Here is a 26,651-nt window from a genome sequence, read left to right as displayed (position 1 = left end):
GATGAGTAAACGAAGAATTAAAAAAATAGCAATTATTGGATCTGGAATTATGGGAAGCGGTATCGCTTGTCATTTCGCCAATATTGGTGTAGATGTTTTATTATTAGACATTGTACCAAGAGAACTTAACGACAAAGAGAAAGCAAAAGGTTTAACTTTAGAAGACAAAGTCGTACGAAACAGATTAGTAAACGATGCCTTAACAGCGTCTTTAAAATCGAAGCCCTCTCCTATTTATAGTCAATCTTTTGCAAGTCGAATTACTACAGGAAACTTAGAAGACGATATCGCTAAAGTAGCTGATGTAGATTGGATTATGGAAGTTGTAGTGGAAAGACTTGATATTAAACAACAAGTTTTTGAAAAGCTAGAAAAATACCGTAAACCAGGCACGTTAATTACATCAAACACCTCTGGTATTCCTATTAAGTTTATGAGTGAAGGTCGTAGTGACGATTTCCAGAAACATTTCTGTGGTACGCACTTCTTTAATCCTGCACGATATTTAAAATTGTTCGAAATCATTCCTGGTCCAAAAACAGACCAAGCGGTATTAGATTTCTTAAATGAGTATGGAGAAAAATTCTTAGGAAAAACCTCTGTTATCGCAAAAGATACTCCTGCATTTATCGGAAACCGAATCGGAATTTTTAGCATTCAAAGTTTATTTCACACGGTTAAAGATTTAGATTTAACCATTGAGGAAGTAGATAAATTATCAGGCCCCGTAATTGGTCGTCCAAAGTCAGCAACCTTCAGAACTGTTGATGTTGTCGGATTAGATACTTTAGTTCATGTCGCTAATGGCATCAGAGAAAACTGTCCTAAAGATGAACGTTTAGAGTTATTTGAATTACCAGACTTCATCAATACCATGATGAAAAACAAATGGTTAGGAAGTAAAACAGGACAAGGATTTTACAAAAAAGTAAGAAAAGAGGATGGTTCTTCTGAAATTTTATCATTAGATTTAAATACCTTAGAATACAGAGCTTCCAAAAAAGCAAAGTTTGCTACTTTAGAATTGACTAAAACGGTCGATAAAGTTGTAGATCGTTTCAAAATATTAGTAAAAGGTAAAGACAAAGCTGGTGAATTCTACAGAAAGAGTTTTGCTGCTTTATTTGCTTATGTTTCAAATCGTATTTCAGAAATCACAGACGATTTATATAAAATTGATGATGCCATGAAAGCCGGTTTTGGATGGGAACATGGTCCTTTCCAAATTTGGGATGCTATCGGAGTTGAAAAAGGAATTGAAATGATGAAAGCAGAAGGTTTAGAACCAAATGCTTGGGTAAATGAGATGTTAGCCTCTGGAAGTACATCTTTTTACACTGTAAAAGATGGAGCGACTTATGCTTATGATATTCCTAAAAAATCACAAGAAAAAATTCCTGGTCAAGATGCCTTTATCATCTTAGATAACATCAGAAAAACAAACGAAGTCTTTAAAAACTCTGGTGTAGTCATTGAAGATTTAGGTGATGGTATCCTTAACTGTGAGTTCCAATCTAAAATGAACACCATTGGTGGAGATGTTCTCGCAGGATTAAATAAAGCTATTGATTTAGCCGAAAAAGATTTTGCTGGTTTAGTCGTTGGTAACCAAGCCGCAAACTTCTCTGTTGGCGCCAACATCGGCATGATTTTTATGATGGCAGCAGAACAAGAATATGACGAGCTTAACATGGCTATCAAATATTTCCAAGATACCATGATGCGTATGCGTTATTCATCAATCCCAACAATTTCTGCACCTCACGGCATGGCTTTAGGTGGTGGATGTGAATTATCATTACACGCAGATAAAGTCGTTGCGGCAGCAGAAACTTACATGGGACTTGTAGAGTTTGGTGTTGGTGTAATTCCTGGTGGTGGTGGTTCTAAAGAAATGGCTTTAAGAGCATCAGACACCTTCAGAAAAGGAGATGTACAATTAAATGTTTTACAAGAGTATTTCTTAACTATTGGTATGGCTAAAGTATCAACTTCTGCTTACGAAGCCTTCGATTTAGGATTGCTTCAAAAAGGAAAAGATGTTGTTGTGGTCAATAAAGACCGTCAAATTGCAGTCGCAAAACAACACGCTAAACTAATGGCCGATTCTGGTTATACGCAGCCTGTAAAACGAAATGATGTTTTAGTACTTGGTAAACAAGCCTTAGGTATGTTCTTAGTAGGAACAGATTCAATGGAAGATTCCAACTACATTTCGGAGCACGATATGAAAATCGCAAATAAACTAGCCTACGTTATGGCTGGTGGAGATTTATCAGAGCCTACGAAAGTAACAGAGCAATACCTACTAGATATTGAACGTGAAGCCTTTTTGTCTCTTTGTACCGAAAGAAAAACATTGGAACGTATTCAACATATGTTAACCAAAGGAAAACCGTTAAGAAATTAGACAACTTAGATTCTCAGATTTCTAGACTCTTAGAAATCTAAAATATCAAAAAATCTAATTATCTAATTATCTAAAAATCTAAAATTATGAAAACAGCATATATAGTAAAAGCATACAGAACCGCAGTTGGTAAAGCACCAAAAGGCGTGTTCCGTTTTAAAAGAACAGATGAATTAGCTGCTGAAACCATTCAGCACATGATGAAGGAACTTCCTAATCTAGACAAAAAACGTATCGATGACGTTATTGTTGGAAACGCTATGCCAGAAGGATCGCAAGGATTAAATATGGCACGATTTATTTCATTAATAGGATTAGATAGTGTAGATGTTCCTGGTGTAACCGTAAATCGTTTTTGTGCCTCTGGTATTGAAACTATTGGAATTGCAACAGCAAAAATTCAAGCTGGAATGGCCGATTGTATTATTGCAGGTGGTGCAGAAAGCATGAGTGCGGTACCAATGACAGGCTTTAAACCAGAATTAAACTACGATACCGTAAAAGCGGGTCATGAAGATTATTATTGGGGCATGGGAAATACAGCTGAAGCTGTTGCAAAACAATTCAACGTTTCTCGTGAAGACCAAGATGAGTTTGCCTACAACTCGCACATGAAAGCGCTAAGAGCACAAGCTGAAAATCGTTTTCAAGATCAAATAGTACCTATTGAAGTTGAGCAAACTTATATCGATGCTAACGGAAAGAAAGCAACAAAATCCTACACCGTAACTAAAGATGAAGGGCCACGCGCAGGAACAAGTAAAGAAGCCTTAGCAAAATTAAGAGCAGTATTTGCTGCAGGAGGTAGCGTTACTGCTGGTAATTCATCTCAAATGAGTGATGGTGCTGCTTTTGTGATGATAATGAGTGAAGAGATGGTAAAAGAATTAAATCTTGAACCAATTGCTCGTTTAGTTAATTATGCTGCTGCAGGTGTTGAACCTCGTATTATGGGAATTGGCCCAGTTAAAGCCATACCAAAAGCATTAAAACAAGCAGGATTAAAACAAGATGATTTAAGTTTAATTGAATTAAACGAAGCATTTGCATCTCAATCTTTAGCGGTAATCAGAGAACTGGATTTAAACCCAGATATTATTAACGTTAATGGTGGTGCCATTGCATTAGGTCACCCATTAGGATGTACTGGAGCAAAACTATCGGTACAGTTATTTGATGAAATGCGTAAACAAAATATGCAAGGTAAATATGGTGCTGTAACCATGTGTGTTGGTACTGGTCAAGGAGCTTGTGGGATATTTGAATTCCTTAATTAACAATTAAGACGCTCAGAACCAAGAGTCAAGATTAATAAAAAGACGACAAAGACAATAGACTATGCATAATTTCAAGAAATTAAAAATTTGGAATGAAAGCATGGCATTAGTTTCAGAATCTTATAAAATCACTAGGGATTTTCCAGATTTTGAAACTTATGGATTAACGAGTCAAATGAATCGATGCGCTGTGTCTATTCCTTCAAATATATCGGAAGGCACAAGTAAAAGTTCAAACAAACATTTTGCTCAATATTTAGAGTACAGTTTAGGCTCTGCTTTTGAATGGAAAACACAACTGAATGTTGCTTTTAATGAAAACTATATTTCAGAAGAAAAATTTAAAGAATTAGAAGACAAAATAAAACAAATACAAAAAATGATTTCAAGTTTCAAATCCGGACTTAAGTGGTCTTGATTCTTGGTTCTAGAAATCTTAAAATCTAATAACAAAAAAAATGGCAGATACAGAAAAAGACATCCTACGTGGAGGTCAGTTCTTAGTAAAAGAAACTAATTGTGAAGATGTGTTTACTCCTGAAGATTTTTCAGAAGAACAAACCATGATGAAGGAATCCGTAATGGAATTTAACGATCGTGAAATCATACCTCATAAGCCTCGTTTTGAAGCTAAAGATTATGCACTAACCGAAGAGGTAATGCGTAAAGCTGGTGATATGGGCTTTTTAAGTGTTGCCGTTCCTGAAGCTTATGGCGGGATGGGAATGGGTTTTGTATCTACAGTATTAACTTGTGATTATATCTCAAGCGGAACAGGTTCTTTTAGTACTGCTTTTGGTGCACACACAGGAATTGGTACTATGCCAATTACATTATATGGTACCGAAGAACAAAAACAAAAATACGTTCCTAAACTAGCCTCTGGAGAGTGGTTTGGAGCGTATTGTTTAACAGAACCAGGAGCTGGATCTGATGCCAATTCTGGTAAAACAACAGCAACGCTTTCAGAAGACGGAAAATCGTATAAAATTAACGGTCAAAAAATGTGGATCTCAAATGCAGGGTTCTGTAGTTTGATGATTGTTTTTGCTCGTATTGAAGATGATAAAAACATTACAGGTTTTATCGTAGAATATGATGGAGATAATCCTAACGGTATTGTTTTAGGTGAAGAAGAACATAAATTAGGTATTCGTGCCTCTTCTACACGTCAAGTATTTTTTAATGATACAGTTGTACCTGTAGAAAATATGTTAGCAGGTCGTGGTGAAGGTTTTAAAATTGCCATGAATGCGCTTAATGTTGGTCGTATTAAATTGGCTGCGGCTTGTTTAGATTCACAACGTCGTATTTTAACTACTGCTGTAAACTACGCTAATGAACGTAAACAATTTAAAACTCCTATTGCAAACTTCGGAGCTATTAAAACCAAATTAGCCGAAATGGCAGCTAGTGCTTATGCTGGAGAATCTGCAACTTATAGAGCTGCAAAAAACATTGAAGATCGCATTGCTTTGCGTGAAGCGGCTGGGAATTCGCATCAAGAAGCAGAACTTAAAGGGGTTGAAGAATATGCTATTGAATGTTCTATCTTAAAAGTTGCTGTATCAGAAGATGTACAAAATGCTGCAGATGAAGGTATTCAAATTTTTGGTGGCATGGGCTTCTCCGAAGAAACTCCTATGGAGTCTGCTTGGAGAGATGCTCGTATTGCTCGTATTTACGAAGGCACTAACGAAATCAACAGAATGTTAGCTGTTGGTATGTTAGTAAAAAAGGCTATGAAAGGTCATGTAGACTTATTAGGCCCTGCTCAAAAAGTACAAGAAGAATTAATGGGCATCCCGTCTTTTGATACTCCAGATTATTCTGAATTATTTTCAGAAGAAAAAGAAATGATTAAGAAGCTTAAAAAAGCCTTTTTAATGGTTGCAGGTGGAGCTGTTCAAAAATTTGGACCTCAACTAGAAGAACACCAACAATTATTAATTGCTGCTGCAGACATCTTAATTGAAATCTATATGGCAGAATCGGCAATTCTAAGAACAGAGAAAAACGTGAAGCGTACTAGCGAAGCAGAGCAATCGGCTCAAATCGCAATGGCTAAATTATACTTATATCACGCTGTAGATATCGTTGAAGAAAAAGGAAAAGAAAGTATTATTTCTTTTGCTGAAGGAGATGAACAACGTATGCTATTAATGGGACTTAAACGTTTTACAAAATATGCAAACTATCCAGATATCGTAGATTTACGTATTGAGATCGCAGAAAAAGTAAAAGCAGAAAACAAGTATTGCTTTTAAAATTTAGGTTAAGTTGAATGGTTAAAAGCCAATTCTTCCCTTTCATGATTGGGGTTGAATTGGCTTTTTTAATTGAATAATAACACTACTTCTTATTTTCCACTAGCTTCTAAAATACCATTGTAGATAAATTGAGCAATTTCTTGTTGCTGTTCTAAATCATTAAGCTTTTCATTATCAATACTATTTGTTAAATAACCTATTTCTAATAATACAGCAGGACTATTGACGTCTTTTATAATTTTAAAATTTGCAGGCTTAATTTTAGCATTATCAAAACTTTGTCTTATCAATGCCGAGACTAAAACTGAGCTATATTTCATAGATTCACTATATCGCTCAAAATTTTCACTTTCGTAATAATAAGCTTCTACACCAGACTGTTCTAAATTAGAATGTGCATTACAATGTACACTAATTACCAAATCTGGTTTTTGGTTATTGATAAATGTAATTCTTTCATCTAAAGAGGTAAACGTATCATCGGTTCTAGTTGTAATTATTTTCAGCTTTTCATCACTAAGGGATTGCAGGTAATTAGAAATATTTAAAACAATATCCTTTTCGCTTACGTTGAAAGACGTATTTCCGGAATCCTTTCCTCCATGTCCTGCGTCTATAACGACAACTAATGGCTCGCCAGATAATGTATCATCTAAATTTTTACAAGAACTAAATACAAAAATGCCGGTAAAAAGTAAAATGACAGATATAATGTTTAAAGTTCGTTTGAATACTGATGATTTTGATTGATGTAACATAATAATTCGATTTTTGATTTGAATGAAATTAAATCCGCTAGTTAAAGGAACGCGGTAGTCCTTTTGGCCTAAACTAATAATAGTGTTTGAATAATTTTCAATGTTAATGCCAGATGACACCGACTTTTCATCGGCAATAAATTCATGATTTTGTAAAACAGCTTTCTTATACAACCAGATAAATGGATTAAACCAAAACACACAACTCAATAATTCTAATAGTATAATATCTATAGTATGTAATTCTTTACTATGTACGGTTTCATGAGCAATAACACTTTCGTAATCCTCTCTAGAAAACGTGTGCTGTTTAGGAATAAACATATAATTAAAAAAACTAGACACCATATTAGAATCCTCAATTTTTATTAATTTAAGATGACCTATTATTTCATATTCCAATCTAGTAAGTTTGTATATTTGATGTAGATTCCTTGAAAATCGAATGATTAATAACAGAGAAATTAAACCATAAATAATCATAACCGGATTAGCACGATAAGGATTAACAGTTACCTCCTCTCCTATTGTGACATTATCTACAGTATCTATTATAGCGTCTGTCTCTGTAAATTTATCTAACTGAATTTGTGTAATACTTGGAACGGCTTTAAACAGTTCAAATTCTAAAAATGGAGCCACAAGACATAGCACCAAAGCGCTTAAAAGAAAAAACCGATTAAACTGGAATGTCTTTTGTTTTCTGAGTAACAGAACATAAAGCACATATGAGCAACCAAGACTAATAATGGTATATATAAAATAACTAATCATTGGCTTTCTTTTGATCCATTTTCTGCTTTAATAACGCTTGAAGTTCCTCTAATTCTTGCACCGATAAATCGGCATTTTTGGCAAAAAACGATGCAAATTGCGCTTTAGAGTCGTTAAAAAAATGCTGAATCATTCCGTTAACCTGTTTCGTAAAATAATCGTTCTTTTTAAGAATTGGAAAATATTGTTTGTCTCTTCCTAAACGCTCAAACCCTATATATTCCTTATCAGTCATACGTTTCAATAAGGTTGAAATCGTTGTATATGCAGGCCTTGGCTCAGGAAATTTCTCGACGATGTCTTTCATAAATCCTTTTTCAAGCATCCACAAATACTTCATGATTTGAAGCTCAGATTTATTCAGTTGTTTTATATCCACAATTATAGTTTTAATACTACAAATGTAGTAATAAAGAATTATCATGCAAATTATTTATAAATTTATATCTTTAAAAAAACTTTTATAAAATGCGATACATCCTAACTATCTTATGTTTAATACCTGTTTTGGCATTTTCTCAGTCCAACACCGAAATATTCTTAGGAGATATAACAACAGAGAACTCAAAAATTAAATTGAGTAATGTTAAAAACATTTCTAACAACAAAGGTTACGACAATCAACCTTCTTTTTTAGATGAGCGTTACATTGTTTTTGCTTCAACAAGAGCTGGACAAACCGATATTGCAAAATATGATACACGTTATAATGGCAAAATCTGGATTAATTTTACTGATGGTAGCGAGTATTCACCTCTAAGAATCCCAAATCAACAAGAATTTTCTGCTGTACGCTTAGATAAAGACGGAAAACAACGCTTGTATGCTTATAATTTAAGTAATGGTGAATCTAATGTCCTTATTAAAGACTTAGTCGTTGCATATTACACTTGGGCTGATGAAGAAACTGTTGTATCTGCCGTAATAGAGGACGAAAAACTTAATCTTTATGTCACAAATATCATCAGTGGTATAAGTACAAAATATGCTTCAAATGTTGGACGTTCATTTCACAAAATCCCGAATTCCGATTTAGTCAGTTTTATTTCAAAAACTAATGCAAAACAATGGCAAATAAAATCACTAAACCCTAAAACAGGTAAGATTAGACTTATCGCTAATACCCTAAAAAATGTAGAAGATATTTGTTGGTTAGATAGTAAAACCTTGCTTTTAGGCAAAGACAGTATTCTATATAAATTAAGACTACAACGTGATAATAATTGGAAAAAAATAGCAGATTTATCAACTAACGGCATTACAAAAATAACGCGTTTAGCAACAAATGCTTCTGGGACAAAATTACTTTTAGCAGGTGACATTCCTGCAGATAATTTAGCAATAGAAACTCCGGAAGAAACCACTAAAGAGAATACTGAAGCTGAAATCATAGCAATGGAGAAAGCAGCTGCTAAAATTGTACAAAAATATATTGATCCCTATAACAATAGAAAGTTAGATGAACTTGCCTTTGCTTTCGATGCCGATGTTATTGTTAATAGATTTCCTAGAGCAAAAATGTACTCTGGCCGTACTACATTAAGAGAAAGTTACAAGCAATTTTTTAAGAAAAACGAAAAATCAAGTGTCAAGGTTATCAATAGAATGACACATAAAAATATGGTTGTAGATGAAGAATTAGTGACTATAAATAACACAACCAATAGACAAGTTACAATTTATGAAACTGATGCCGATAATATTAACGTCGTGACATATATTAGCAACTCTAAAACAAATTCTAACCCTGAGTATATTGTAAACGACCAATTAGAAGCCTATAACAACAGAGACATTAATGGTTTTACAAAAACTTATACCAATGATGTCATGCTATTTTCGTTTCCATATACCCTAAACTCTGAAGGACAAGACGCCTTAAAAAAGCAATATGCTTCTTTTTTTAAAAACACACCCGATTTAAACGCGGAAATAGTTAATAGAATTGTAATAGGTAATAAAGTAATTGACAAAGAAAAAGTACGTGTAAACGGTAAAATCATATATGCCATTGCTATTTACGAAATTAGAAACGATTTGATTTCTAGAGTTACTTTTATTCAATGATGTAACAATTTAACACCTTAATAGACATATAGTTACACAACCAAAACTACTTAACTGTCCCTACTGTTTAAAACCAACCACAATGGGACTATTTTGGGATTTAATCCAACAAAGCGAATTAGAAAATCAAAAAGGAAAAGCTGAATCGTTAGAAGAACGTGTAGCCGTACTTGAAACTGAACTTTCAACCACCAAGGCATTATTATTAAAAACACTTCACATACTCGAAAAAAGCTCTGGTCTAGATATTAATGACGATGGCAAAATAGGCTGATGCTGTTTTCTAAAGCCAAGTTTTAAATTTAGGTGATTCGCACCCAAACCGATTCATATACAATACACAATATCACATTAATATGTGATTGACCGCCTCTATCAATTAAACTATTTTTAAGCAATCATTACCCTAAATTGATTAATAGCATTTAAACCTAATTTAATGTATTATTATTCATATATAAATGAACGCAAAATCTATAAAAGGTAAGTCGTGCTATTAGTCTTTTAGCAATTGGCCTAATTATTTTGTTTATAACCGGTTTGTACCATGTAATTTTTATATTTACTTGATCATATAAAAACGAGCTCAATGAAACACTTACTGTTCTTACTAATTGCTTTTACACTACCAAGTAAAGCACAAACAAGTAAAGTGCTTGAGCCCAAACTAGAAAACATCAAATGGATTGCTGGCACATGGCATGGTGAAGCTTTTGGTGGTATCACCGAAGAAATTTGGAGCGAACCATCGGGTGGTTCGATGATGGCAACGTTTAAATTAATTAACGACGGAAAAGTCACCTTCTACGAAATTGAAGTCATAAGAGAAGTCAAAAATTCATTAATTCTTCAATTAAAACATTTCGGCCCAGATCTTAAAGGCTGGGAAACTAAGGATGAAACCGTTGATTTTCCTTTAATAGAAATCACAGAAAACAAAGTGGTTTTTGAAGGCATGTCCTTTGAAAAAAATTCAGATAATGAAATGAATGTCTATGTGGATATCGAAGACAACGGGAAAACGGAAACCGTAAAATTCAATTACAAAAAAACTTTAAAAAACAGCAAACCACTGAAACAGCTGATTAAAGTTAAACATGCAAAAGAAACCATAAATATTGATGGTATTGCAAATGAAACCATTTGGAAAAATTCAGAATGGCATCAACTCGATCAGTTATGGTTAGGCGAAGCCTATACCGCGGACGATTTTAAAGGGCGATACAAGTTATCTTGGACTAAAGATGCCCTTTATCTTTTGGCAGAAATACAAGATGATATTATTGTAGACACACACAAAGATCCTCTTGTAGCGTGGTGGGACGATGATTGTTTAGAAGTATTTATTGATGAAGACAATAGTGGTGGCGAACATCAATTTAATCATAACGCCTTTGCTTATCATATTGCTTTAGACGGAAATGTCGTTGATATGTCGACAAAAAGAGAAGGTAAATTATATAATTCACATATAGAATCTAAACGAAACGTTACAGGAAACACCACCTTATGGGAAGTCAAAATAAAATTATTTAACGATACCTATAAAGACGATATGGATAACCTGCCTACAACCTTACAAGCGAATAAAAACATAGGTTTTGCTCTTGCCTACTGTGACAACGACAGTAGTTTAGAACGTGAAAACTTTATAGGGTCAATTCCTGTAGAAGGTGAAGATAAAAATCGTGGTTGGATTGATGCCAATATTTTCGGAACTTTACAATTAATCGATTAACAACTTCAACATAATGAAAATCGCAATCAGCTCAGTATTTCTAATGGTTTCTATTGTACTAGGTGCACAAACCGACCAAAATATTTATGACATCATTGATGCTGTTTCCGAAGAACGTTTAAAAAAAGACGTACAAACGTTAGTCGATTTTGGAACACGACACACCTTAAGCGACACCATTTCTAAAACTCGTGGTATTGGAGCTGCGCGTCGTTGGATAAAATCTGAATTCGAAACCATTTCTAAAGATTGTAACGATTGCTTAGAGGTGTTCTACCAAAAAGATTTAGTAAAAAAAGGAGAGAATCAACGTATTGTTAAAGATGTGATGGTCGTTAATGTTGTTGCCATTCAAAAAGGAACCAAATATCCAAATCGCTATATCATAATGAGTGGTGATATCGATTCTAGAGTTTCTGATCCAAATGATTTTACTTCAGATGCACCAGGTGCTAATGACAATGCCACAGGAATGGCAGGTGCTATTGAAGCTGCTAGAGTATTGTCTCAATATGAATTTGAAAGTAGTATTATTTATGTGGGATTGTCTGGTGAAGAACAAGGTTTGTTTGGCGGTCAAGGTTTAGCAAAATATGCGAAGGAGCATCATTGGGATATTATTGGGGTTTTAAATAATGATATGATTGGAAATATATCTGGAGTGGATGGTGTGATTGATAATCGCACTTTCCGAATTTTCTCAGAACCTATTACAACGTCGGAAACAGATCCTGAAACATTAGCAAAACAAGCGAGAGCCAGACGTTTTTATGGTGGTGAAGTCGATGGTATTTCGCGTCAGTTAGCACGATTTATCTATAAAACAACAAAAACCTACATGCCAGAGATGAACCCAATGCTAGTGTATCGCTTAGATCGTTTTGGACGTGGAGGTCATCATAGACCTTTTAATGATGCGGGCTTTGCTGGCATCCGAATTATGGAATCCCACGAAAATTACACCCAACAGCATCAAGATATTCGTACAGAAAACGGGATTGCATACGGAGACACTTTTGAAAATGTTAACTTTCCGTATTGCAAAAAATTAACCGCTGTCAACGCCATTACTATGGCAAGCCTTGCTTCTGCTCCACCGTCACCAACAGAAGTTAGTATTGGTGGCATTGTGGAAGCCTCTGCTAAATTACAATGGAATAACGTTGAAGGTGCCAAAGGTTATAAAATCTATTGGAGAGATACCACTTCGCCAACTTGGGACCACAGTCGTTATGTAGAAGGTACTACCGAATTTACCTTAGACGGCATCGTTATTGATAATTTCTTTTTTGGAGTCGCAGCGGTAAGTGGAGATGGGCATGAAAGTGTTGTTGTGTTTCCAAATAAAATTTTAAGATAAAAACTCCGTTAAATTAGTGAAACACTAAACTAATTATACCAAAAGCAACCATGAAAATTAAAACGATTACATCTCTACTGCCTGAATTATTTTTAATCGGTTCCGTTATCTATTATTGGACCTTAACTCCTAACCTTTTTAATCCCATTGCTATAGCTTTATTAGCCGTTCTTTTTTATCAAATATTCAGTAAAAAAACGATATTAGGATTACTAATTTCCACTGTCGTTATTATGTTGAGTTTATTTATGGTATTAGCGTTAGTTTCAGAATTAGCTGAATTTACCGTTGTTAATCAAGATTATAACAACCTTCTTCTTTTTGGATCCTTGTATTTAGGACTAACCTTACTATTGGCAGGATTTATGTTCTTTAAATATTTAAAACTTCAAATGAAATGAAATTGAAATACGTATGTCTCATCATTGTCATTCTTTCAACGTTTTCTGTAAAAGCACAATTACTTCAAGATAAAGAAAAATTCACACATCAAGATACCTTAAGAGGAAGCATCACGCCAGAACGCGCATGGTGGGATTTAACCTATTACCATTTAGATATCGAAGTAAAACCAGAGCTCAAGTTCATTTCAGGCAAAAACACTATTTATTACAAAGTCGTTTCAGAGCCTAATGAGTTTATGCAAATCGATTTGCAACAGCCTATGGAAATAACTAAGGCAATTCAAGATGGCAAAGAATTAGAGGTACAAGTTGAAGGTAATGCTAATTTTCTTTTAATTCCTACAAAGCAAAACATTGGAGATATCAAATCCATTGAAATTCATTACAACGGTTATCCGAGAGAAGCTAAACGTGCTCCTTGGGATGGTGGGTTTTCATGGAAGAAAGATCAAAACGGCAAGCATTTTATCGCCACCTCTTGTCAAGGTTTAGGTGCTAGTCTGTGGTGGCCAAACAAAGACCACATGTATGACGAAGTGGATAGTATGCTGATTAGTGTTACCAATCCAAAAGGGTTGACGAATGTCTCTAACGGTCGTCTTAGAAAGCTGGTTGAAAATAATAACAACACCGTCACTTCACATTGGTTTGTGAGCAACCCAATTAACAATTATGGGGTTAATGTGAATATTGGAGACTATACCAATTTCTCTGAAGTCTTTAAAGGTGAGAAAGGCGATTTAGATATGGATTATTGGGTGCTTAAAGATAATTTAGAACGCGCCATAACACACTTTAAAGATGCTCCAAAAATGATGAAAGCCTTTGAACATTGGTTTGGTCCTTATCCATTTTATGAAGATAGTTTTAAATTAGTTGAAGTCCCTTATTTAGGCATGGAGCACCAAAGTTCTGTAACCTACGGAAACCAATATAAGCAAGGCTACTTAGGACGCGATTTATCTGGCACAGGTTGGGGTTTAAAATTTGATTTCATTATTATCCACGAAGCTGGTCACGAATGGTTTGCTAACAATATCACCAACAAAGATATTGCTGATATGTGGATTCACGAAGGCTTCACCTCCTACTCTGAAAATTTATTTTTAGACTATTATTATGGCAAAGAAGCGTCTGCCGATTATGTGATTGGTACACGTGCTAATATTCAAAACGATAAACCTTTAATTGGCACCTACAATGTAAACAATGAAGGCTCTAGCGATATGTATTATAAAGGAGCTAATATGTTGCACACACTTCGTCAACTCATTGAAGATGACGAAAAATGGAGACAAATACTGAGAGGTTTAAATTCTGAATTTTATCATCAAACGGTAACAACGAAGCAGATTGAAGATTACTTAAGTGAACAATCTGGTATTGATTTAACGGCTTTTTTTAATCAATATTTAAGAACGACTAAAATTCCGACTTTAGAATATGAAATAAAAGCGGGTGAGTTAAAGTATCGCTGGACCGACATTGTTGAAGGGTTTGATATGCCTTTAAAAGTCGTTATTGGCAATGAAGAACAATGGATATACCCAAAGGCAGAATGGAAATCGCTCATGACAAAGTCTAGTAAAATGTCACTCATTATTGACCGAAATTTTTATGTAAATTCAAAAGAACTTTAAAAACACCCCTAAGAGCTTCGCTCGGTAGTTTCAAAACAAAATATATTTTGGTTCTCACTAATCCTCAAGGGGACAATTCACTCAGTTGAATTAAATAAAACCTGACAGGTCTGAAAACAAAAGGCTCCCGCTTTCTCGGGAAATGAACATGGAATTACAAGAATTATATTTTAAAACAGATATAGAATGGCGCGAATGGTTGCTAGACTATCACGATTCTGTAAAAGGTGTTCATTTAATTTTCTACAAAGTCGATCATAAAAAGGACTCTATGCGTTGGGAAGAAGCCGTAAAAGTGGCCCTTTGTTTTGGTTGGATAGATTCTACTGTAAAAAGTTTAGGAGACGGAAAACGTAGACAATATTTTTGCCCACGAAAGCCCAAAAGTGTCTGGAGTGCGGTAAATAAAAATCACATAGCGCAATTACATAAAGCGAACCTAATCCACCAAAGTGGACATCTGTCTATTCAAATTGCAAAAGAAAATGGCTGTTGGACAGCATTAGATGATGTAGAAAATGGAGTTATTCCTAGCAATCTTCAAAAAGCCTTTGATGCTAACAAAAATGCTTTTGAAAACTACCTCAACTTTGCTCCTAGCTACCGAAAACAGTATTTATATTGGTTAAACCAAGCCAAACGCGAAGCGACAAAACAAAAAAGAATCGCAGAGATTATTAAACTCTGCGATGCTAATATTAAAAGTCGTGATATTTGGTAAATTATAACCCACTAATATAACTTCCATAAGGGTCTTTAAACTGCATGCCTTCAGAATAACGATACTTACTTAATTTTTTAAATTGCGTTAAACCCCAAAGAATAAATTCCTTTTCAAAATAGACATCTTTAGGATCAATTTCTGGCTGATAATCTGCAATTAAAGCATCTAAAGGTGTTACCTCATCTAATTTTGCCTTATAAGTTGCATCATCATAATCATCTAACAATTCAAAACCATCTCCATTAAAAAACCATGAGATTAAGTCATCATAAGGAGTTTCGTCACCTTGCTTTTCTAACTTTTCAACTTTAGGAAAATATTTAGGGAATAAGGTTTTTACTGCAGCTTCCATTAAAGCGTTAGCTACAAAATCGGCACCTTCTTGTTCTCCTTCGTACACTAATTCCACTTTTCCTGTAATTGCCGGAATCACTCCTGTAAAATCAGATAATCGTACTGAGGTTGTATCGTCTCCAGCAATTAATGCACGACGTTCTGCGGTACTTAGTAAATTCTCAAAAGCCGTAATACTCATACGTGCACTGACACCACTTTTTACATCTACATATTCACTTTCTCTGGCTTCAAAACTGATTTGCTCTAAAAGGTCTTTCGCTAATTCTGGAACATAAACGGATTCCGATTGTCTCGAATCTAGCTTAGCCTCTTGAGTTGTAATGGTTCTAGCCGTTTCTACATCTTCAGGATAATGCGTTAAAATCTGAGACCCAATTCTATCTTTTAAAGGAGTTACAATGCTTCCTCTATTGGTATAATCTTCAGGATTTGCAGTAAACACAAACTGCATATCTAAAGGCAAACGCAATTTGAATCCTCTAATTTGAATATCACCTTCTTGCAAAATATTAAATAAAGCCACTTGAATTCGTGCTTGTAAATCTGGCAATTCGTTTATAACAAAAATGCAACGATTTGCTCTTGGAATCATACCGTAGTGAATGACACGATCATCAGCATAACTCAATTTTAAATTGGCTGCTTTTATAGGATCGACATCACCAATAATATCGGCAACGGTTACATCTGGTGTGGCTAATTTTTCAGCAAAACGATCATTTCTATGTAACCAAGTTATTGGAGTGTCATCCCCTTTTTCAGCAATCAATTCTACTGCAAATCTTGAAATCGGTGCTAAGGGATCATCATTAATTTCAGAACCTGCTACAACTGGAATGTTTTCATCCAACAGACTCACCATCATTCTTGCCAAACGTGTTTTTGCCTGTCCTCTTAATCCTAATAAATTAATATTATGCCTAGATAGAATCGCACGTTCTAATTCTGGAATCACGGTGTTTTCATAACCATGAATGCCTTCAAACGTAATGACTTTATTCTTTATATTTTCAATAAGATTGTCCCGCAATTCATCTTTTATAGACTTTGATTGGTAACCTGCTTTTTTTAATTCGCCGAGTGTATTTATAGTTTCAATATTCATCTTTATCCTTTAATTCTTTTTTTTCTGTTGTTTTCGTAATCTTCAAAAATCATTTCGCCTAAACCTTTCAATCCTGTGTAGAAGGCTTTTCCTCTATTGGCTTGTGTAAATGCTCTAATAAATTGCATTAAATACGGGTCTTCTGCAATCATAAAAGTTGTTATCGGAATATGTAAACGTCTTGCCTGTTGTGCCATCGCATAACACTTGTTGGTGATAAACGGATCTAAACCATTACTGTTTTTATAATATTGGCCGTCTGGCATACGTAAGCAACTAGGCTTGCCATCCGTAATCATAAAAATCTGCTTGTTGGTATTTCGTTTTCTGCGCAACATATCCATCGCGAGTTGTAATCCTGCAACGGTATTGGTATGGTAAGGACCGACTTTTAAATAGGGTAATTCTTTGATTTTAATTGGCCAAGCATCATTACCAAAGACTAATATTTCTAAAGTGTCTTTTGGATAACGTGTGGTGATTAATTCGGCTAAAGCCATAGCGACTTTCTTCGCTGGAGTAATTCGGTCCTCACCATAAAGAATCATACTGTGACTGATATCTATCATCAAAACCGTACTCATTTGACTTTTGTGAAGCGTTTCTTCAACCACTAAATCGTCTTCGGTTAGACTAAAATCTCCAATCCCATTATTGATTTGTGCGTTTCTAATGCTTTCAGTCATCGAAACTTTATCTAAACCATCACCAAACTGATAAGGTCTAAAATCACCTGTATGCTCGTCGCCAAGTCCAACACCTTTGCTTTTATGGTTGCCAGAACCACTGCGTTTTATTTTACCAAAAATATGATCTAATGCTTGTTGTCTAATAGCACGTTCTGTTTTGGCTGTAATTGTCATGGCGCCTTTACCTGCACCAGTAGGATCTAGTTCTTCTCTGATATACCCTTTATTCTTTAAGTCTTCAATAAAATCATCAATGGTATACTCTGGAGTCGTTAATTTGTATTCTTTATCGAGCTCTCGTAACCAATCGATAGCTTCATCAAAATCACCAGAAGTATGTGTAATCAGTTCTTTGAAAATTTCAAAGAGTTTTTCGAAAGGAGATTGATGCGGAGCTTCGTAGGTTTTAAAAACGAAACCCGATTTATTTGTTTTTTCTTTCATGTGTTTTTCTTTATTGTTATTTAACTGACACATGCAGTTTGCGACTATTCTCTGTCTTTCTGAGATGAAATTTTAAGAATGCGCGTTTCATAGCTATGTAAAAATAATGCTTTTAACAACGCTATATTTGAATATTTTAGATTCTAACATTTTATTAACTACTTACAAGTTGTACTAAAATGCCATTATCCAATTAAAAAATAGTAGGACAAACTTATTGAAGCGCTAGATCAATCATACAATAGCAATAGATAAGAAAAAGACTGTAATAATTGAATTTAAAAAGTGTCTTACAAATCAATTATTACACAAAGTAAAGTGACTTTTTTTTTAGAAAAAATTAAGCTGTTAAGAAAACTAGGTTGTTGCGATAGACTATTGAATTACTCAATGCGTCTCAAGCCTTCTAAATCTAAAATCATAACATGTTTTCCTGTTGTAGCAATTAAACCTTCCTTTTTAAATTGAGATAAAATTCTAATAGCAGATTCTGTAGCTGTACCAACAAGACTAGCATAATCTTCCCTAGATAATATGACGCTTAAATAACCATCCTTATCCTTATCAAAAGTTTCATGCAAATAAATTAAGACATCTGCCAAGCGTTGCTTCACAGATTTTTGCGCCATATCTACAATGACATTATCTGCTATTCTGAGCTCTTTTGCCATATCTTGAAGCATATCTAGAGAAAAACTGGCATTTTTAGATAAATCGTGAAGAATCTCACTTTTAGGAATAAAACAGACTTCCATCTCATTTACGGCAACAGCTGTAAGGTTAGATTTCTCATCTGATACTAAGGAACGTTGTCCAATTAAATCACCTTTAACAACCAATTTTACAATTTGGTCTTTACCATTGGCACTCAATTTAGACAATTTACAGACACCATCTTTAACGCAAAATATCCCATTGATACTTTCCCCTTCTCTAAAAAGAACTTCTCCTTTTTGAACAAATCTAGACGTCTTACAACCAGAAATCCGAACTAAATCGTCTTTTCCTAAAGCTTTTAAGGCATTAAACTGTCTAATAATACATTGGTCACATTTGCTCATAGGAAAAACAATTAAATTCAAAGTTAATTAAAACATGACAAATATCATAGTTTAAATTCACTAGATTAGTGACTTTTGTTACAGGTATAAATGAGCAAATTATAATATGGAAAGCAAAACTTGTTTTCACTGTGGTGATGACTGTGGTAATCATCCAATTACATTTCAGGACAAATCATTTTGCTGTAATGGCTGTAAAACCGTTTTCGAAATTTTTAACGAAAATGATTTAACCTGTTATTACGATTTACAAAATTCGCCAGGTGCCATTCCAAAGGAAATAGAAGGCAAATTCGATTTTTTATCCCAAGAAAACATTATTGAAAAGTTAACAGAATTTAGAGATGATTCTGTAGAAATAGCCACGCTTTACATTCCACATATTCATTGTAGCTCTTGTATTTGGATCTTAGAAAATCTCAACAAACTCAATCCAAACATTTCAGATTCTCAAGTCAATTTTGGAAAAAAAACAGTTAGAGTCACTTATAACTCTGATGCTACGGATTTAAAATCGGTTGTTTTATTATTAAGCTCTATTGGCTATGAACCTTATATTAGTTTAGACGATTTTAATTCTGGCAAAAAACACATTAACCGAGCCTTAATCTATAAACTTGGAGTTGCTGCTTTTGGTTTTGGTAATATTATGTTTTTATCTTTTCCAGAGTATTTTGAAGTCAACGAATTTTGGTTAGAACAATACAAACCCTTCTTCCGTTGGTTAATGTTTGCGATGTCTTTACCTATTGTGTTTTATTCTGCTCAAGATTATTTTATTTCGGCATACAAAGGTTTAAAGGCTAAAATTTTAAATATTGATGTCCCAATTGCTCTAGGTGTTTCTGTGCTTTTTATTAGAAGTACCATAGAAATTATGTTTGATATGGGTTCTGGCTTTTTTGATAGTTTGGCTGGTTTAATATTTTTTCTTTTGGTTGGTAAATTCTTTCAACAAAAAACCTATGATTTCTTATCCTTTGAGCGCGATTATAAATCGTATTTCCCTATCGCAATAACTAAGATAGACAAAGAAGGTAACGAGAACTCTATTCAGGTTTATGATATTGAAAAAGGTGACCGTATTTTAATTCGGAATGAAGAATTAATCCCTGTGGATGGGATTTTAATTAACGGAAAAGCAAAAATAGATTACAGTTTTGTTACTGGCGAATCACAGACAGTATCAAAACAATCTGGCGATAAATTATTTGCAGGAGGTAAACAAACCAATGGAGTTATTGAAATGGAAGCTCTAAAATCTGTTGAACAAAGTTATCTTACACAATTATGGAGTAATGATGTTTTTAACAAAAACAAAGAAGACGGTTTTACCAATATCACCAATACCATTAGTAAACATTTTACAATAGCGATATTAACAGTTGCTTTTATTGCGACAACTTTTTGGCTGTTTGTAGATTCTAGTAAAGCTATGAATGTATTTACAGCGGTATTAATCATTGCTTGTCCATGTGCCATTGCGCTTTCTGCTCCTTTTACCTTTGGAAACTTATTGAGAATCTTTGGCAAACAAAAATTTTACATAAAAAACGCTAGTGTTATTGAACAGCTAGCACAAATAAACACGGTAATTTTTGATAAAACAGGAACAATTACATCTAACAAAAACAGTAATGCAGAATACGATGGTGAATTACTTTCAGAATCGGAAAATATAGTACTTAAAAATTCCTTGAGAGGTTCAAACCATCCTTTAAGCCGAACCTTATATACCATTTTAAAAGAAAACAATATCATTACACTTGATGCTTTTGAAGAACATATTGGTAAAGGTATTGAGGCCAAACACGAATCGGTTAATATGAAAATTGGTTCTGCAAGTTTTGTTGGCAATCCTAATGAAAGTACGGTTTTAAATACTACTGTTCATGTGAGTAGTAATAATGTCTATAAAGGCAAATTTACCTTTTACAATAGTTATCGAAAAGGGGTTTCAAAATTATTTAATCAATTAAAGCGGCATTTTGATTTGGTTATTCTCTCAGGAGATAATGAAGGTGAACTTGAAAATTTAAAAAAGTTATTACCGGCTAAAACCAAATTAATTTTCAATCAGAAACCAGAAGATAAATTAGAGTTTATTAAGTACCATCAATCAGAAGGAGCTAAAGTTTTAATGATTGGTGATGGTTTAAATGATGCTGGTGCATTAGCACAGAGTGATGTTGGCATCGCCATATCAGAAGATGTAAACGTCTTTTCACCTGCTTGTGATGCTATTTTAGATGCTTCAAAATTTAAGCAATTATACAACTATATTTTAGCCTCTAAATCAGCTATAAAAATTATTAAATGGAGCTTTGTCGTCTCATTTTTTTATAATATTATTGGATTATACTTTGCTACAACCGGACAATTAGAACCCGTAGTTGCAGCAATATTAATGCCTTTAAGCTCAATTAGTATTGTTGTATTTACAACAGTTGCGACAAATCTTCTAGGAAAACGATTAGAATGATTAAAAATAAGGAAATATGATAAAAATCATGTTTTCAAAACTAGTTCAAACGTAATTTTGGACCATAACTTCAGTAGGTATGAGTGTTATTTATATTTTATTATCAGTTAGCGTCGTAATTGGCGTGGCTTTCTTTGTCATTTTTATAATGGCAGTCAAGTCTGGGCAATATGATGATGACTATACTCCATCTGTACGCATGCTTTTTGAAGACGAATTAATTAAAGAGCAAACCAATACATCTAAACAAACTAAAACTGACTAATTATATTAAATATGGAAATGCAACAATTCTATTACGATAATAAAATCGTTAAAAAATTCCTTTATGCTACCATTCTATGGGGAGTTGTTGGAATGCTTGTAGGGCTCATTTTGGCCTTTATGTTTTTATTCCCTAACATGACCGATGGTATCTCTTGGTTGAGTTTTGGTCGATTAAGACCATTACACACCAACGCGGTCATCTTTGCCTTTGTTGGTAATGCTATTTTTGCTGGTGTATATTACTCTACCCAGCGTCTATTGAAGGCAAGAATGTTTAGTGACTTTTTAAGTAACTTAAATTTCTGGGGATGGCAACTTATTATCGTCGCAGCTGCTATAACATTGCCTTTAGGTTATTCTACATCTAAAGAATATGCAGAGCTAGAATGGCCTATAGATATTGCTATTGCCTTAATTTGGGTTGCATTTGGTATTAACCTTATTGGTACCATGATAAAACGTCGTCAACGTCACTTATATGTTGCTCTATGGTTTTACTTAGCAACGTTTGTAACGGTTGCGGTACTTCACATATTTAATAGTTTAGCACTTCCTGTAAGCTTTACTGGTATGAAGAGTTATTCTGTTTATGCAGGTGTACAAGATGCCTTAGTACAATGGTGGTATGGTCATAATGCTGTTGCATTTTTCTTAACAACACCATTCTTAGGTTTAATGTATTACTTTGTACCTAAAGCGGCCAACAGACCTGTTTACTCTTATAGATTATCTATCGTTCACTTTTGGTCGTTAATCTTTATCTATATTTGGGCAGGACCACACCACTTATTATATACTGCTCTACCAGAATGGGCACAACACTTAGGTGTTGCATTCTCAATTATGTTATTAATGCCATCTTGGGGTGGTATGATTAACGGACTATTAACCTTGCGTGGTGCGTGGGACAAAGTACGTACAGATCCCGTTTTAAAATTTATGGTAGTGGCCATTACCGGTTATGGTATGGCAACATTTGAAGGTCCAATGCTTTCGCTTAAAAATGTAAATGCTATTGCTCACTTTACCGATTGGATTATTGCTCACGTTCACGTTGGAGCATTAGCTTGGAATGGTTTCTTAGCCTTTGGTATGATTTATTGGTTAATCCCAAGATTATTTAAAACCAAATTATACTCTATTGGTTTAGCCAATATGCATTTCTGGATAGGTACTTTAGGTATCATGTTATATGCATTACCACTTTATGTAGCAGGTTTTGCACAAGCAAGTATGTGGAAACAATTTAATCCAGATGGCACATTAGTTTATGGTAACTTTTTAGAAACTGTAACCGAAATTATGCCAATGTATTGGATGCGTGCTATTGGTGGTACACTTTATATTACGGGTATGCTAATTTTAGTATATAATGTTATAAGAACTGTTGCTAAATCTGATCATAAAGTAACTGATGAATTAGCCGAAGCACCTGCATTAAAACGTGTGTCTAAAGGTCGTGTTGCAGGAGAAGGATGGCACACTTGGTTAGAGCGTAAGCCTGTACTATTAACTATATATGCTACCATAGCTATTTTAATTGGTGGTATTGTTCAAATTGTACCAACTATTGTTGTAAAATCAAATATTCCAACAATAAGCACGGTTAAACCATATACTCCTTTAGAACTTGAAGGTAGAGATCTTTATATTAGAGAAGGTTGTGTGGGCTGTCACTCACAAATGATACGTCCGTTTAGATCTGAAGTCGAACGTTATGGAGAATACTCTAAAGCAGGTGAATTTGTTTACGATCATCCATTCCTTTGGGGAAGTAAACGTACAGGGCCAGATTTACATCGTATTGGAGGCAAGTACTCAGACAACTGGCACTTTAACCACATGTACGATCCACAAAGTACATCTTCAGGCTCTATTATGCCTGCTTACCAATGGTTAATTAGAAATGAACTAGACAAGTCTAGCACTGAAATGAAAATGGAAACAATGGTTTCTTTAGGTGTACCATATACTGAAGAAGATATTGCAAACGCACAAATAGATATGCTAGAGCAAGGTATTCAAATTGAAAAAAACCTATACAATGATCCAGATTTTGTAGCCTCTTATGAAGCTGATAAAGCTGCTTCAGGTGATGAATTCGTAGAAATGCGAAATAGAGAAATCGTGGCTTTAATTGCTTATTTACAGCGATTAGGAACCGATATTAAAGTAAAAGATATTTTAGACGAAACCGCTCAAAACTAACTCATTATGTTCAAATTTGTAAAAGGCCATTTGGAAAGTATCATAGGTATAGAAATATACCCTATGATATCCCTTCTTATTTTCTTTATCTTCTTTGTTGTATTATTCTACTGGGTAATCACAGCTAAGAAAGATTATATAACCACTGTTAGTAATATACCATTAGACAACCAAAACGATACCGAAATATGAGACATTTAATCCCATCATACGTAAGAGTACCTGTAGTGTTTTTTGCCATTGCCGGACTCATAGAATACTTTGTAGATTCAGGAGATCAGCCTGCCTTTATGGAGCAGCCTATTATCTTACTCTTTTTACTATTAGTATTATTAGTGCTTATTGCTATTGAAGGTATTGTAAATTCATTAGATAATATTCTCTATCAAAGTTTAGATGAAGAAGGTAAAAAACGTTATTTAGCTTCTCAAACTAAAACACCTCAGTTTACAAAAGTTAAAGCACTTTACTCAAAATTAGTAGGAAAGCATAAACCTATTGAAGAAGAAGGCGAAATTATTCTAGATCATAATTACGACGGTATTAGAGAATTAGATAATAATTTACCGCCATGGTGGATATATTCTTTCTACATCTCAATAATTTTCGCTGTAGTTTATATGGTACGTTATCATGTTTTGGATGCAGACAATCAATTTGTAGAATATGAAATTGAATATGCAGAGGCTAACAAAGCAATTGAAGAATACAAGAAAACAGCAAAAGGTTTAGTTGACTTTAATACTGTGGAACTATTGACCGAAACAGCAGATTTAAACGCTGGTAAAAAGATTTTTGAAACCAACTGTGTTGCTTGTCACATGGCAGATGGTGGTGGTGGTATTGGACCAAACCTTACCGATGACCACTGGATTTTAGGTGGAGGTATCAAAAATGTTTTTAAAACAGTTTCTGAAGGCGGACGCTCTGGTAAAGGAATGATTGCATGGAAACAAAGTTTAAAGCCTCTTGAAATCGCACAAGTATCAAGTTATGTTTTACAGTTTCAAGGTACAACTCCTGCTAATCCTAAAGATGCAGAAGGTGATATTTGGGTAGATGATGACTCTAAAGAGTAATAAAGAAACAATATAATAAGATTTGTTTCTAATTAATATTTAAGTTGAAAAACAATGGAAACGCCAGAAAATGAAGTTTTTAGAGATTCAATTGGAACAATTGATGAAGAAGGTAAACGTAAATGGGTCTTCCCTAAAAAACCCTCTGGACCATTATATGAAAAGCGTAAATTAGTAAGCTATTTTTTATTAGCATTTTTACTGGCTGCTCCGTTCATAAAAATTAATGGTAATCAGTTTCTATTATTTAACATATTAGAAAGGCGCTTTAATATTTTTGGATTTCCATTTTGGCCTCAAGATTTTTACCTCTTTGTGGTATCCATGCTAATAGGTGTTGTTTTTATTACACTATTTACCGTAGGCTTTGGTCGTGTGTTTTGTGGATGGATTTGTCCGCAAACCATCTTTTTAGAAATGGTTTTTAGACGTATTGAATATTGGATCGATGGTGATCGTAACAAACAAATGCGTTTAGATCGTCAGAAATGGGATGCTGAAAAAATCAAAAAACGCCTATTAAAATGGTTTATCTTTTTAGTTATATCATTTTTAATTGCAAATGTTTTCTTAGCCTATTTAATAGGTGGAGATAAACTTATAAAATACATAACCGAAGGCCCTTTTGAACATACAGGTACACTTATCCCGCTTCTAATATTTACAGCTGTATTCTATTTTGTATTTGCCTGGTTTAGAGAACAAGTGTGTATCATTGCATGTCCTTATGGTCGCCTGCAAGGTGTACTTTTAGATAATAAATCTATCGTTGTTGCATACGATTACAAACGTGGCGAAGCTGAAAATGGTAGAAAGAAATTCAGAAAAAACGAAGACAGAAAAGCTCTAGGTCATGGAGATTGTATTGATTGTTCTCAATGTGTTAACGTTTGTCCAACAGGAATAGACATTAGAAACGGTACGCAATTAGAATGTGTTAACTGCACTGCATGTATAGATGAATGTGATCATATCATGGAAAGTATTAACCTGCCAAAAGGGTTGATACGTTTTGCTAGTGAAGATAATATTGAGAAAAAAGAGCCTTTTAAACTCACGGCTCGAATGAAAGGTTACATAGCTGTACTTACCATTTTAATTGGCATATTAGCAGGTATGTTACTTTTACGTAGTGATGTTGAAGCTAGAATATTACGATTACCAGGACAATTATATGAGCACAAGGATAACGATATTATAAGCAACGTTTATACCTTTAAACTGGTAAATAAAACCTCTAGAGAAATAGATGATCTAACCTTTAAACTAAGAGGTTGGGATGGAGACATACATATTGTTTCTACCTCTGAGACCTTTGTTGTTGAGCCACAAGGCATAGCCGAAGGCACATTGTTTATAGAACTTAAACAAAGTGATTTATCAGGAGATAAAAATGACGTTATGATAGATCTCTATAGTAAAGATGAACTCATTGAAACCACCTCTGTAACCTTCTTAGGGCCTAGAAGTTTTAATTAGTGATCATTACAAATTAATGTTGACCTGAGTTTAATTCAGGGTGACAAAATAAATATAA

At 34.2% G+C, this 26,651-nt stretch carries 22 protein-coding genes; 17 read left to right on the top strand and 5 right to left on the bottom strand.

What is annotated here, in order from left to right; genetic code table 11:
• Position 1 precedes the first annotated feature (1 nt).
• The 4 genes from ABD730_RS06815 (at position 2) to ABD730_RS06800 (ending at position 5,954) form a co-directional block, all read left to right on the top strand.
• On the top strand, positions 2-2,410 hold the full coding sequence (locus tag ABD730_RS06815; RefSeq protein ID WP_344713496.1) for a 3-hydroxyacyl-CoA dehydrogenase/enoyl-CoA hydratase family protein: 2,409 nt from the start codon (positions 2-4) through the stop codon (positions 2,408-2,410).
• A gap of 86 nt (positions 2,411-2,496) precedes the next feature.
• Complete coding sequence (locus tag ABD730_RS06810; RefSeq protein WP_344713494.1) at positions 2,497-3,687, top strand: acetyl-CoA C-acyltransferase; 1,191 nt, start codon at positions 2,497-2,499, stop codon at positions 3,685-3,687.
• 61 nt (positions 3,688-3,748) lie between these two features.
• On the top strand, positions 3,749-4,105 hold the full coding sequence (locus ABD730_RS06805; RefSeq protein WP_344713492.1) for a four helix bundle protein: 357 nt from the start codon (positions 3,749-3,751) through the stop codon (positions 4,103-4,105).
• Positions 4,106-4,145: 40 nt separating this feature from the next.
• Positions 4,146-5,954, top strand: a complete 1,809-nt coding sequence (locus ABD730_RS06800; protein WP_344713490.1) for an acyl-CoA dehydrogenase family protein — start codon at positions 4,146-4,148, stop codon at positions 5,952-5,954.
• A 92-nt stretch (positions 5,955-6,046) separates the two neighbouring features.
• Here the strand turns inward: ABD730_RS06800 and ABD730_RS06795 are convergent, their stop codons facing one another.
• Complete coding sequence (locus ABD730_RS06795) at positions 6,047-7,489, bottom strand: N-acetylmuramoyl-L-alanine amidase (protein WP_344713488.1); 1,443 nt, start codon at positions 7,487-7,489, stop codon at positions 6,047-6,049.
• Positions 7,482-7,868, bottom strand: coding sequence for a BlaI/MecI/CopY family transcriptional regulator (locus ABD730_RS06790; protein ID WP_334467252.1), 387 nt, complete (start codon positions 7,866-7,868; stop codon positions 7,482-7,484). The genes ABD730_RS06795 and ABD730_RS06790 overlap by 8 nt, the downstream gene beginning before the upstream one ends.
• An 89-nt stretch (positions 7,869-7,957) precedes the next feature.
• Between ABD730_RS06790 and ABD730_RS06785 the strand changes: the two genes are divergently transcribed.
• The 7 genes from ABD730_RS06785 (at position 7,958) to ABD730_RS06755 (ending at position 15,419) form a co-directional block, all read left to right on the top strand.
• A complete protein-coding gene (locus tag ABD730_RS06785) occupies positions 7,958-9,556 on the top strand; it encodes a nuclear transport factor 2 family protein (protein WP_344713485.1) in 1,599 nt (532 codons plus the stop codon).
• Between the two features lie 82 nt (positions 9,557-9,638).
• A complete protein-coding gene (locus ABD730_RS06780; protein WP_334467250.1) occupies positions 9,639-9,830 on the top strand; it encodes a hypothetical protein in 192 nt (63 codons plus the stop codon).
• Between the two features lie 315 nt (positions 9,831-10,145).
• Complete coding sequence (locus ABD730_RS06775) at positions 10,146-11,294, top strand: DUF6265 family protein (RefSeq protein ID WP_344713483.1); 1,149 nt, start codon at positions 10,146-10,148, stop codon at positions 11,292-11,294.
• 13 nt (positions 11,295-11,307) lie between these two features.
• Positions 11,308-12,654 (top strand): M28 family peptidase, encoded by a 1,347-nt coding sequence (locus ABD730_RS06770; protein ID WP_344713481.1) that lies wholly within the window; start codon positions 11,308-11,310, stop codon positions 12,652-12,654.
• Between the two features lie 50 nt (positions 12,655-12,704).
• Complete coding sequence (locus tag ABD730_RS06765) at positions 12,705-13,055, top strand: hypothetical protein (RefSeq protein WP_092466925.1); 351 nt, start codon at positions 12,705-12,707, stop codon at positions 13,053-13,055.
• Positions 13,052-14,698 carry a M1 family metallopeptidase gene (locus tag ABD730_RS06760; protein WP_344713476.1) on the top strand — a complete coding sequence of 549 codons (1,647 nt, stop codon included), beginning with the start codon at positions 13,052-13,054 and terminating at the stop codon, positions 14,696-14,698. Before ABD730_RS06765 ends, ABD730_RS06760 begins: the two co-directional genes overlap by 4 nt.
• Before the next feature lie 148 nt (positions 14,699-14,846).
• The gene (locus ABD730_RS06755; RefSeq protein ID WP_344713474.1) at positions 14,847-15,419 is read left to right on the top strand and encodes a YdeI/OmpD-associated family protein; all 573 of its coding nucleotides are present in this window, start codon (positions 14,847-14,849) and stop codon (positions 15,417-15,419) included.
• Position 15,420: 1 nt separating this feature from the next.
• Here the strand turns inward: ABD730_RS06755 and ABD730_RS06750 are convergent, their stop codons facing one another.
• From ABD730_RS06750 to ABD730_RS06740, 3 genes are all read right to left on the bottom strand, one after another.
• Entirely contained in the window at positions 15,421-16,884 is a 1,464-nt protein-coding gene (locus tag ABD730_RS06750) for a MoxR family ATPase (RefSeq protein ID WP_344713472.1), read from the bottom strand.
• Positions 16,885-16,886: 2 nt separating this feature from the next.
• The gene (locus ABD730_RS06745; RefSeq protein WP_334467240.1) at positions 16,887-18,017 is read right to left on the bottom strand and encodes a vWA domain-containing protein; all 1,131 of its coding nucleotides are present in this window, start codon (positions 18,015-18,017) and stop codon (positions 16,887-16,889) included.
• A 383-nt stretch (positions 18,018-18,400) separates the two neighbouring features.
• On the bottom strand, positions 18,401-19,078 hold the full coding sequence (locus ABD730_RS06740) for a Crp/Fnr family transcriptional regulator (RefSeq protein WP_215925360.1): 678 nt from the start codon (positions 19,076-19,078) through the stop codon (positions 18,401-18,403).
• A 106-nt stretch (positions 19,079-19,184) separates the two neighbouring features.
• Here ABD730_RS06740 and ABD730_RS06735 point away from each other — a divergent pair, with 106 nt between their 5' ends.
• The 6 genes from ABD730_RS06735 (at position 19,185) to ccoG (ending at position 26,593) form a co-directional block, all read left to right on the top strand.
• Positions 19,185-21,560, top strand: a complete 2,376-nt coding sequence (locus tag ABD730_RS06735; protein WP_344713469.1) for a heavy metal translocating P-type ATPase — start codon at positions 19,185-19,187, stop codon at positions 21,558-21,560.
• 79 nt (positions 21,561-21,639) lie between these two features.
• Entirely contained in the window at positions 21,640-21,825 is a 186-nt protein-coding gene (ccoS, locus tag ABD730_RS06730) for a cbb3-type cytochrome oxidase assembly protein CcoS (RefSeq protein ID WP_215925362.1), read from the top strand.
• 11 nt (positions 21,826-21,836) lie between these two features.
• A complete protein-coding gene (gene ccoN / locus ABD730_RS06725) occupies positions 21,837-24,035 on the top strand; it encodes a cytochrome-c oxidase, cbb3-type subunit I (protein WP_215925363.1) in 2,199 nt (732 codons plus the stop codon).
• A 6-nt stretch (positions 24,036-24,041) separates the two neighbouring features.
• Positions 24,042-24,227, top strand: a complete 186-nt coding sequence (locus tag ABD730_RS06720; protein WP_215925364.1) for a CcoQ/FixQ family Cbb3-type cytochrome c oxidase assembly chaperone — start codon at positions 24,042-24,044, stop codon at positions 24,225-24,227.
• Positions 24,224-25,114: a cbb3-type cytochrome c oxidase N-terminal domain-containing protein gene (locus ABD730_RS06715; protein WP_334467234.1), complete on the top strand. Its 891-nt coding sequence runs from the start codon at positions 24,224-24,226 to the stop codon at positions 25,112-25,114. The genes ABD730_RS06720 and ABD730_RS06715 overlap by 4 nt, the downstream gene beginning before the upstream one ends.
• A gap of 54 nt (positions 25,115-25,168) precedes the next feature.
• Complete coding sequence (gene ccoG / locus ABD730_RS06710; RefSeq protein ID WP_344713466.1) at positions 25,169-26,593, top strand: cytochrome c oxidase accessory protein CcoG; 1,425 nt, start codon at positions 25,169-25,171, stop codon at positions 26,591-26,593.
• Positions 26,594-26,651: the final 58 nt, after the last annotated feature.

The organism is Winogradskyella damuponensis, from assembly GCF_039538385.1.
GTDB classification, from domain to species: domain Bacteria; phylum Bacteroidota; class Bacteroidia; order Flavobacteriales; family Flavobacteriaceae; genus Winogradskyella; species Winogradskyella damuponensis.
The sequence above is the reverse complement of the archived record's forward strand: the minus strand, read 5'-3'. Positions and strand labels throughout refer to the sequence as shown.

Excerpts from the sequence above, each read along its gene's own strand:
- ABD730_RS06815 (WP_344713496.1), top strand. The coding sequence starts at position 2 with ATGAGTAAACGAAGAATTAAAAAAATAGCAATTATTGGATCTGGAATT.
- ABD730_RS06810 (WP_344713494.1), top strand. The coding sequence starts at position 2,497 with ATGAAAACAGCATATATAGTAAAAGCATACAGAACCGCAGTTGGTAAA.
- ABD730_RS06805 (WP_344713492.1), top strand. The coding sequence starts at position 3,749 with ATGCATAATTTCAAGAAATTAAAAATTTGGAATGAAAGCATGGCATTA.
- ABD730_RS06800 (WP_344713490.1), top strand. The coding sequence starts at position 4,146 with ATGGCAGATACAGAAAAAGACATCCTACGTGGAGGTCAGTTCTTAGTA.
- ABD730_RS06795 (WP_344713488.1), bottom strand. The coding sequence starts at position 7,489 with ATGATTAGTTATTTTATATATACCATTATTAGTCTTGGTTGCTCATAT.
- ABD730_RS06785 (WP_344713485.1), top strand. The coding sequence starts at position 7,958 with ATGCGATACATCCTAACTATCTTATGTTTAATACCTGTTTTGGCATTT.
- ABD730_RS06780 (WP_334467250.1), top strand. The coding sequence starts at position 9,639 with ATGGGACTATTTTGGGATTTAATCCAACAAAGCGAATTAGAAAATCAA.
- ABD730_RS06775 (WP_344713483.1), top strand. The coding sequence starts at position 10,146 with ATGAAACACTTACTGTTCTTACTAATTGCTTTTACACTACCAAGTAAA.
- ABD730_RS06770 (WP_344713481.1), top strand. The coding sequence starts at position 11,308 with ATGAAAATCGCAATCAGCTCAGTATTTCTAATGGTTTCTATTGTACTA.
- ABD730_RS06765 (WP_092466925.1), top strand. The coding sequence starts at position 12,705 with ATGAAAATTAAAACGATTACATCTCTACTGCCTGAATTATTTTTAATC.
- ABD730_RS06760 (WP_344713476.1), top strand. The coding sequence starts at position 13,052 with ATGAAATTGAAATACGTATGTCTCATCATTGTCATTCTTTCAACGTTT.
- ABD730_RS06755 (WP_344713474.1), top strand. The coding sequence starts at position 14,847 with ATGGAATTACAAGAATTATATTTTAAAACAGATATAGAATGGCGCGAA.
- ABD730_RS06750 (WP_344713472.1), bottom strand. The coding sequence starts at position 16,884 with ATGAATATTGAAACTATAAATACACTCGGCGAATTAAAAAAAGCAGGT.
- ABD730_RS06745 (WP_334467240.1), bottom strand. The coding sequence starts at position 18,017 with ATGAAAGAAAAAACAAATAAATCGGGTTTCGTTTTTAAAACCTACGAA.
- ABD730_RS06740 (WP_215925360.1), bottom strand. The coding sequence starts at position 19,078 with ATGAGCAAATGTGACCAATGTATTATTAGACAGTTTAATGCCTTAAAA.
- ABD730_RS06735 (WP_344713469.1), top strand. The coding sequence starts at position 19,185 with ATGGAAAGCAAAACTTGTTTTCACTGTGGTGATGACTGTGGTAATCAT.
- ccoS (WP_215925362.1), top strand. The coding sequence starts at position 21,640 with ATGAGTGTTATTTATATTTTATTATCAGTTAGCGTCGTAATTGGCGTG.
- ccoN (WP_215925363.1), top strand. The coding sequence starts at position 21,837 with ATGGAAATGCAACAATTCTATTACGATAATAAAATCGTTAAAAAATTC.
- ABD730_RS06720 (WP_215925364.1), top strand. The coding sequence starts at position 24,042 with ATGTTCAAATTTGTAAAAGGCCATTTGGAAAGTATCATAGGTATAGAA.
- ABD730_RS06715 (WP_334467234.1), top strand. The coding sequence starts at position 24,224 with ATGAGACATTTAATCCCATCATACGTAAGAGTACCTGTAGTGTTTTTT.
- ccoG (WP_344713466.1), top strand. The coding sequence starts at position 25,169 with ATGGAAACGCCAGAAAATGAAGTTTTTAGAGATTCAATTGGAACAATT.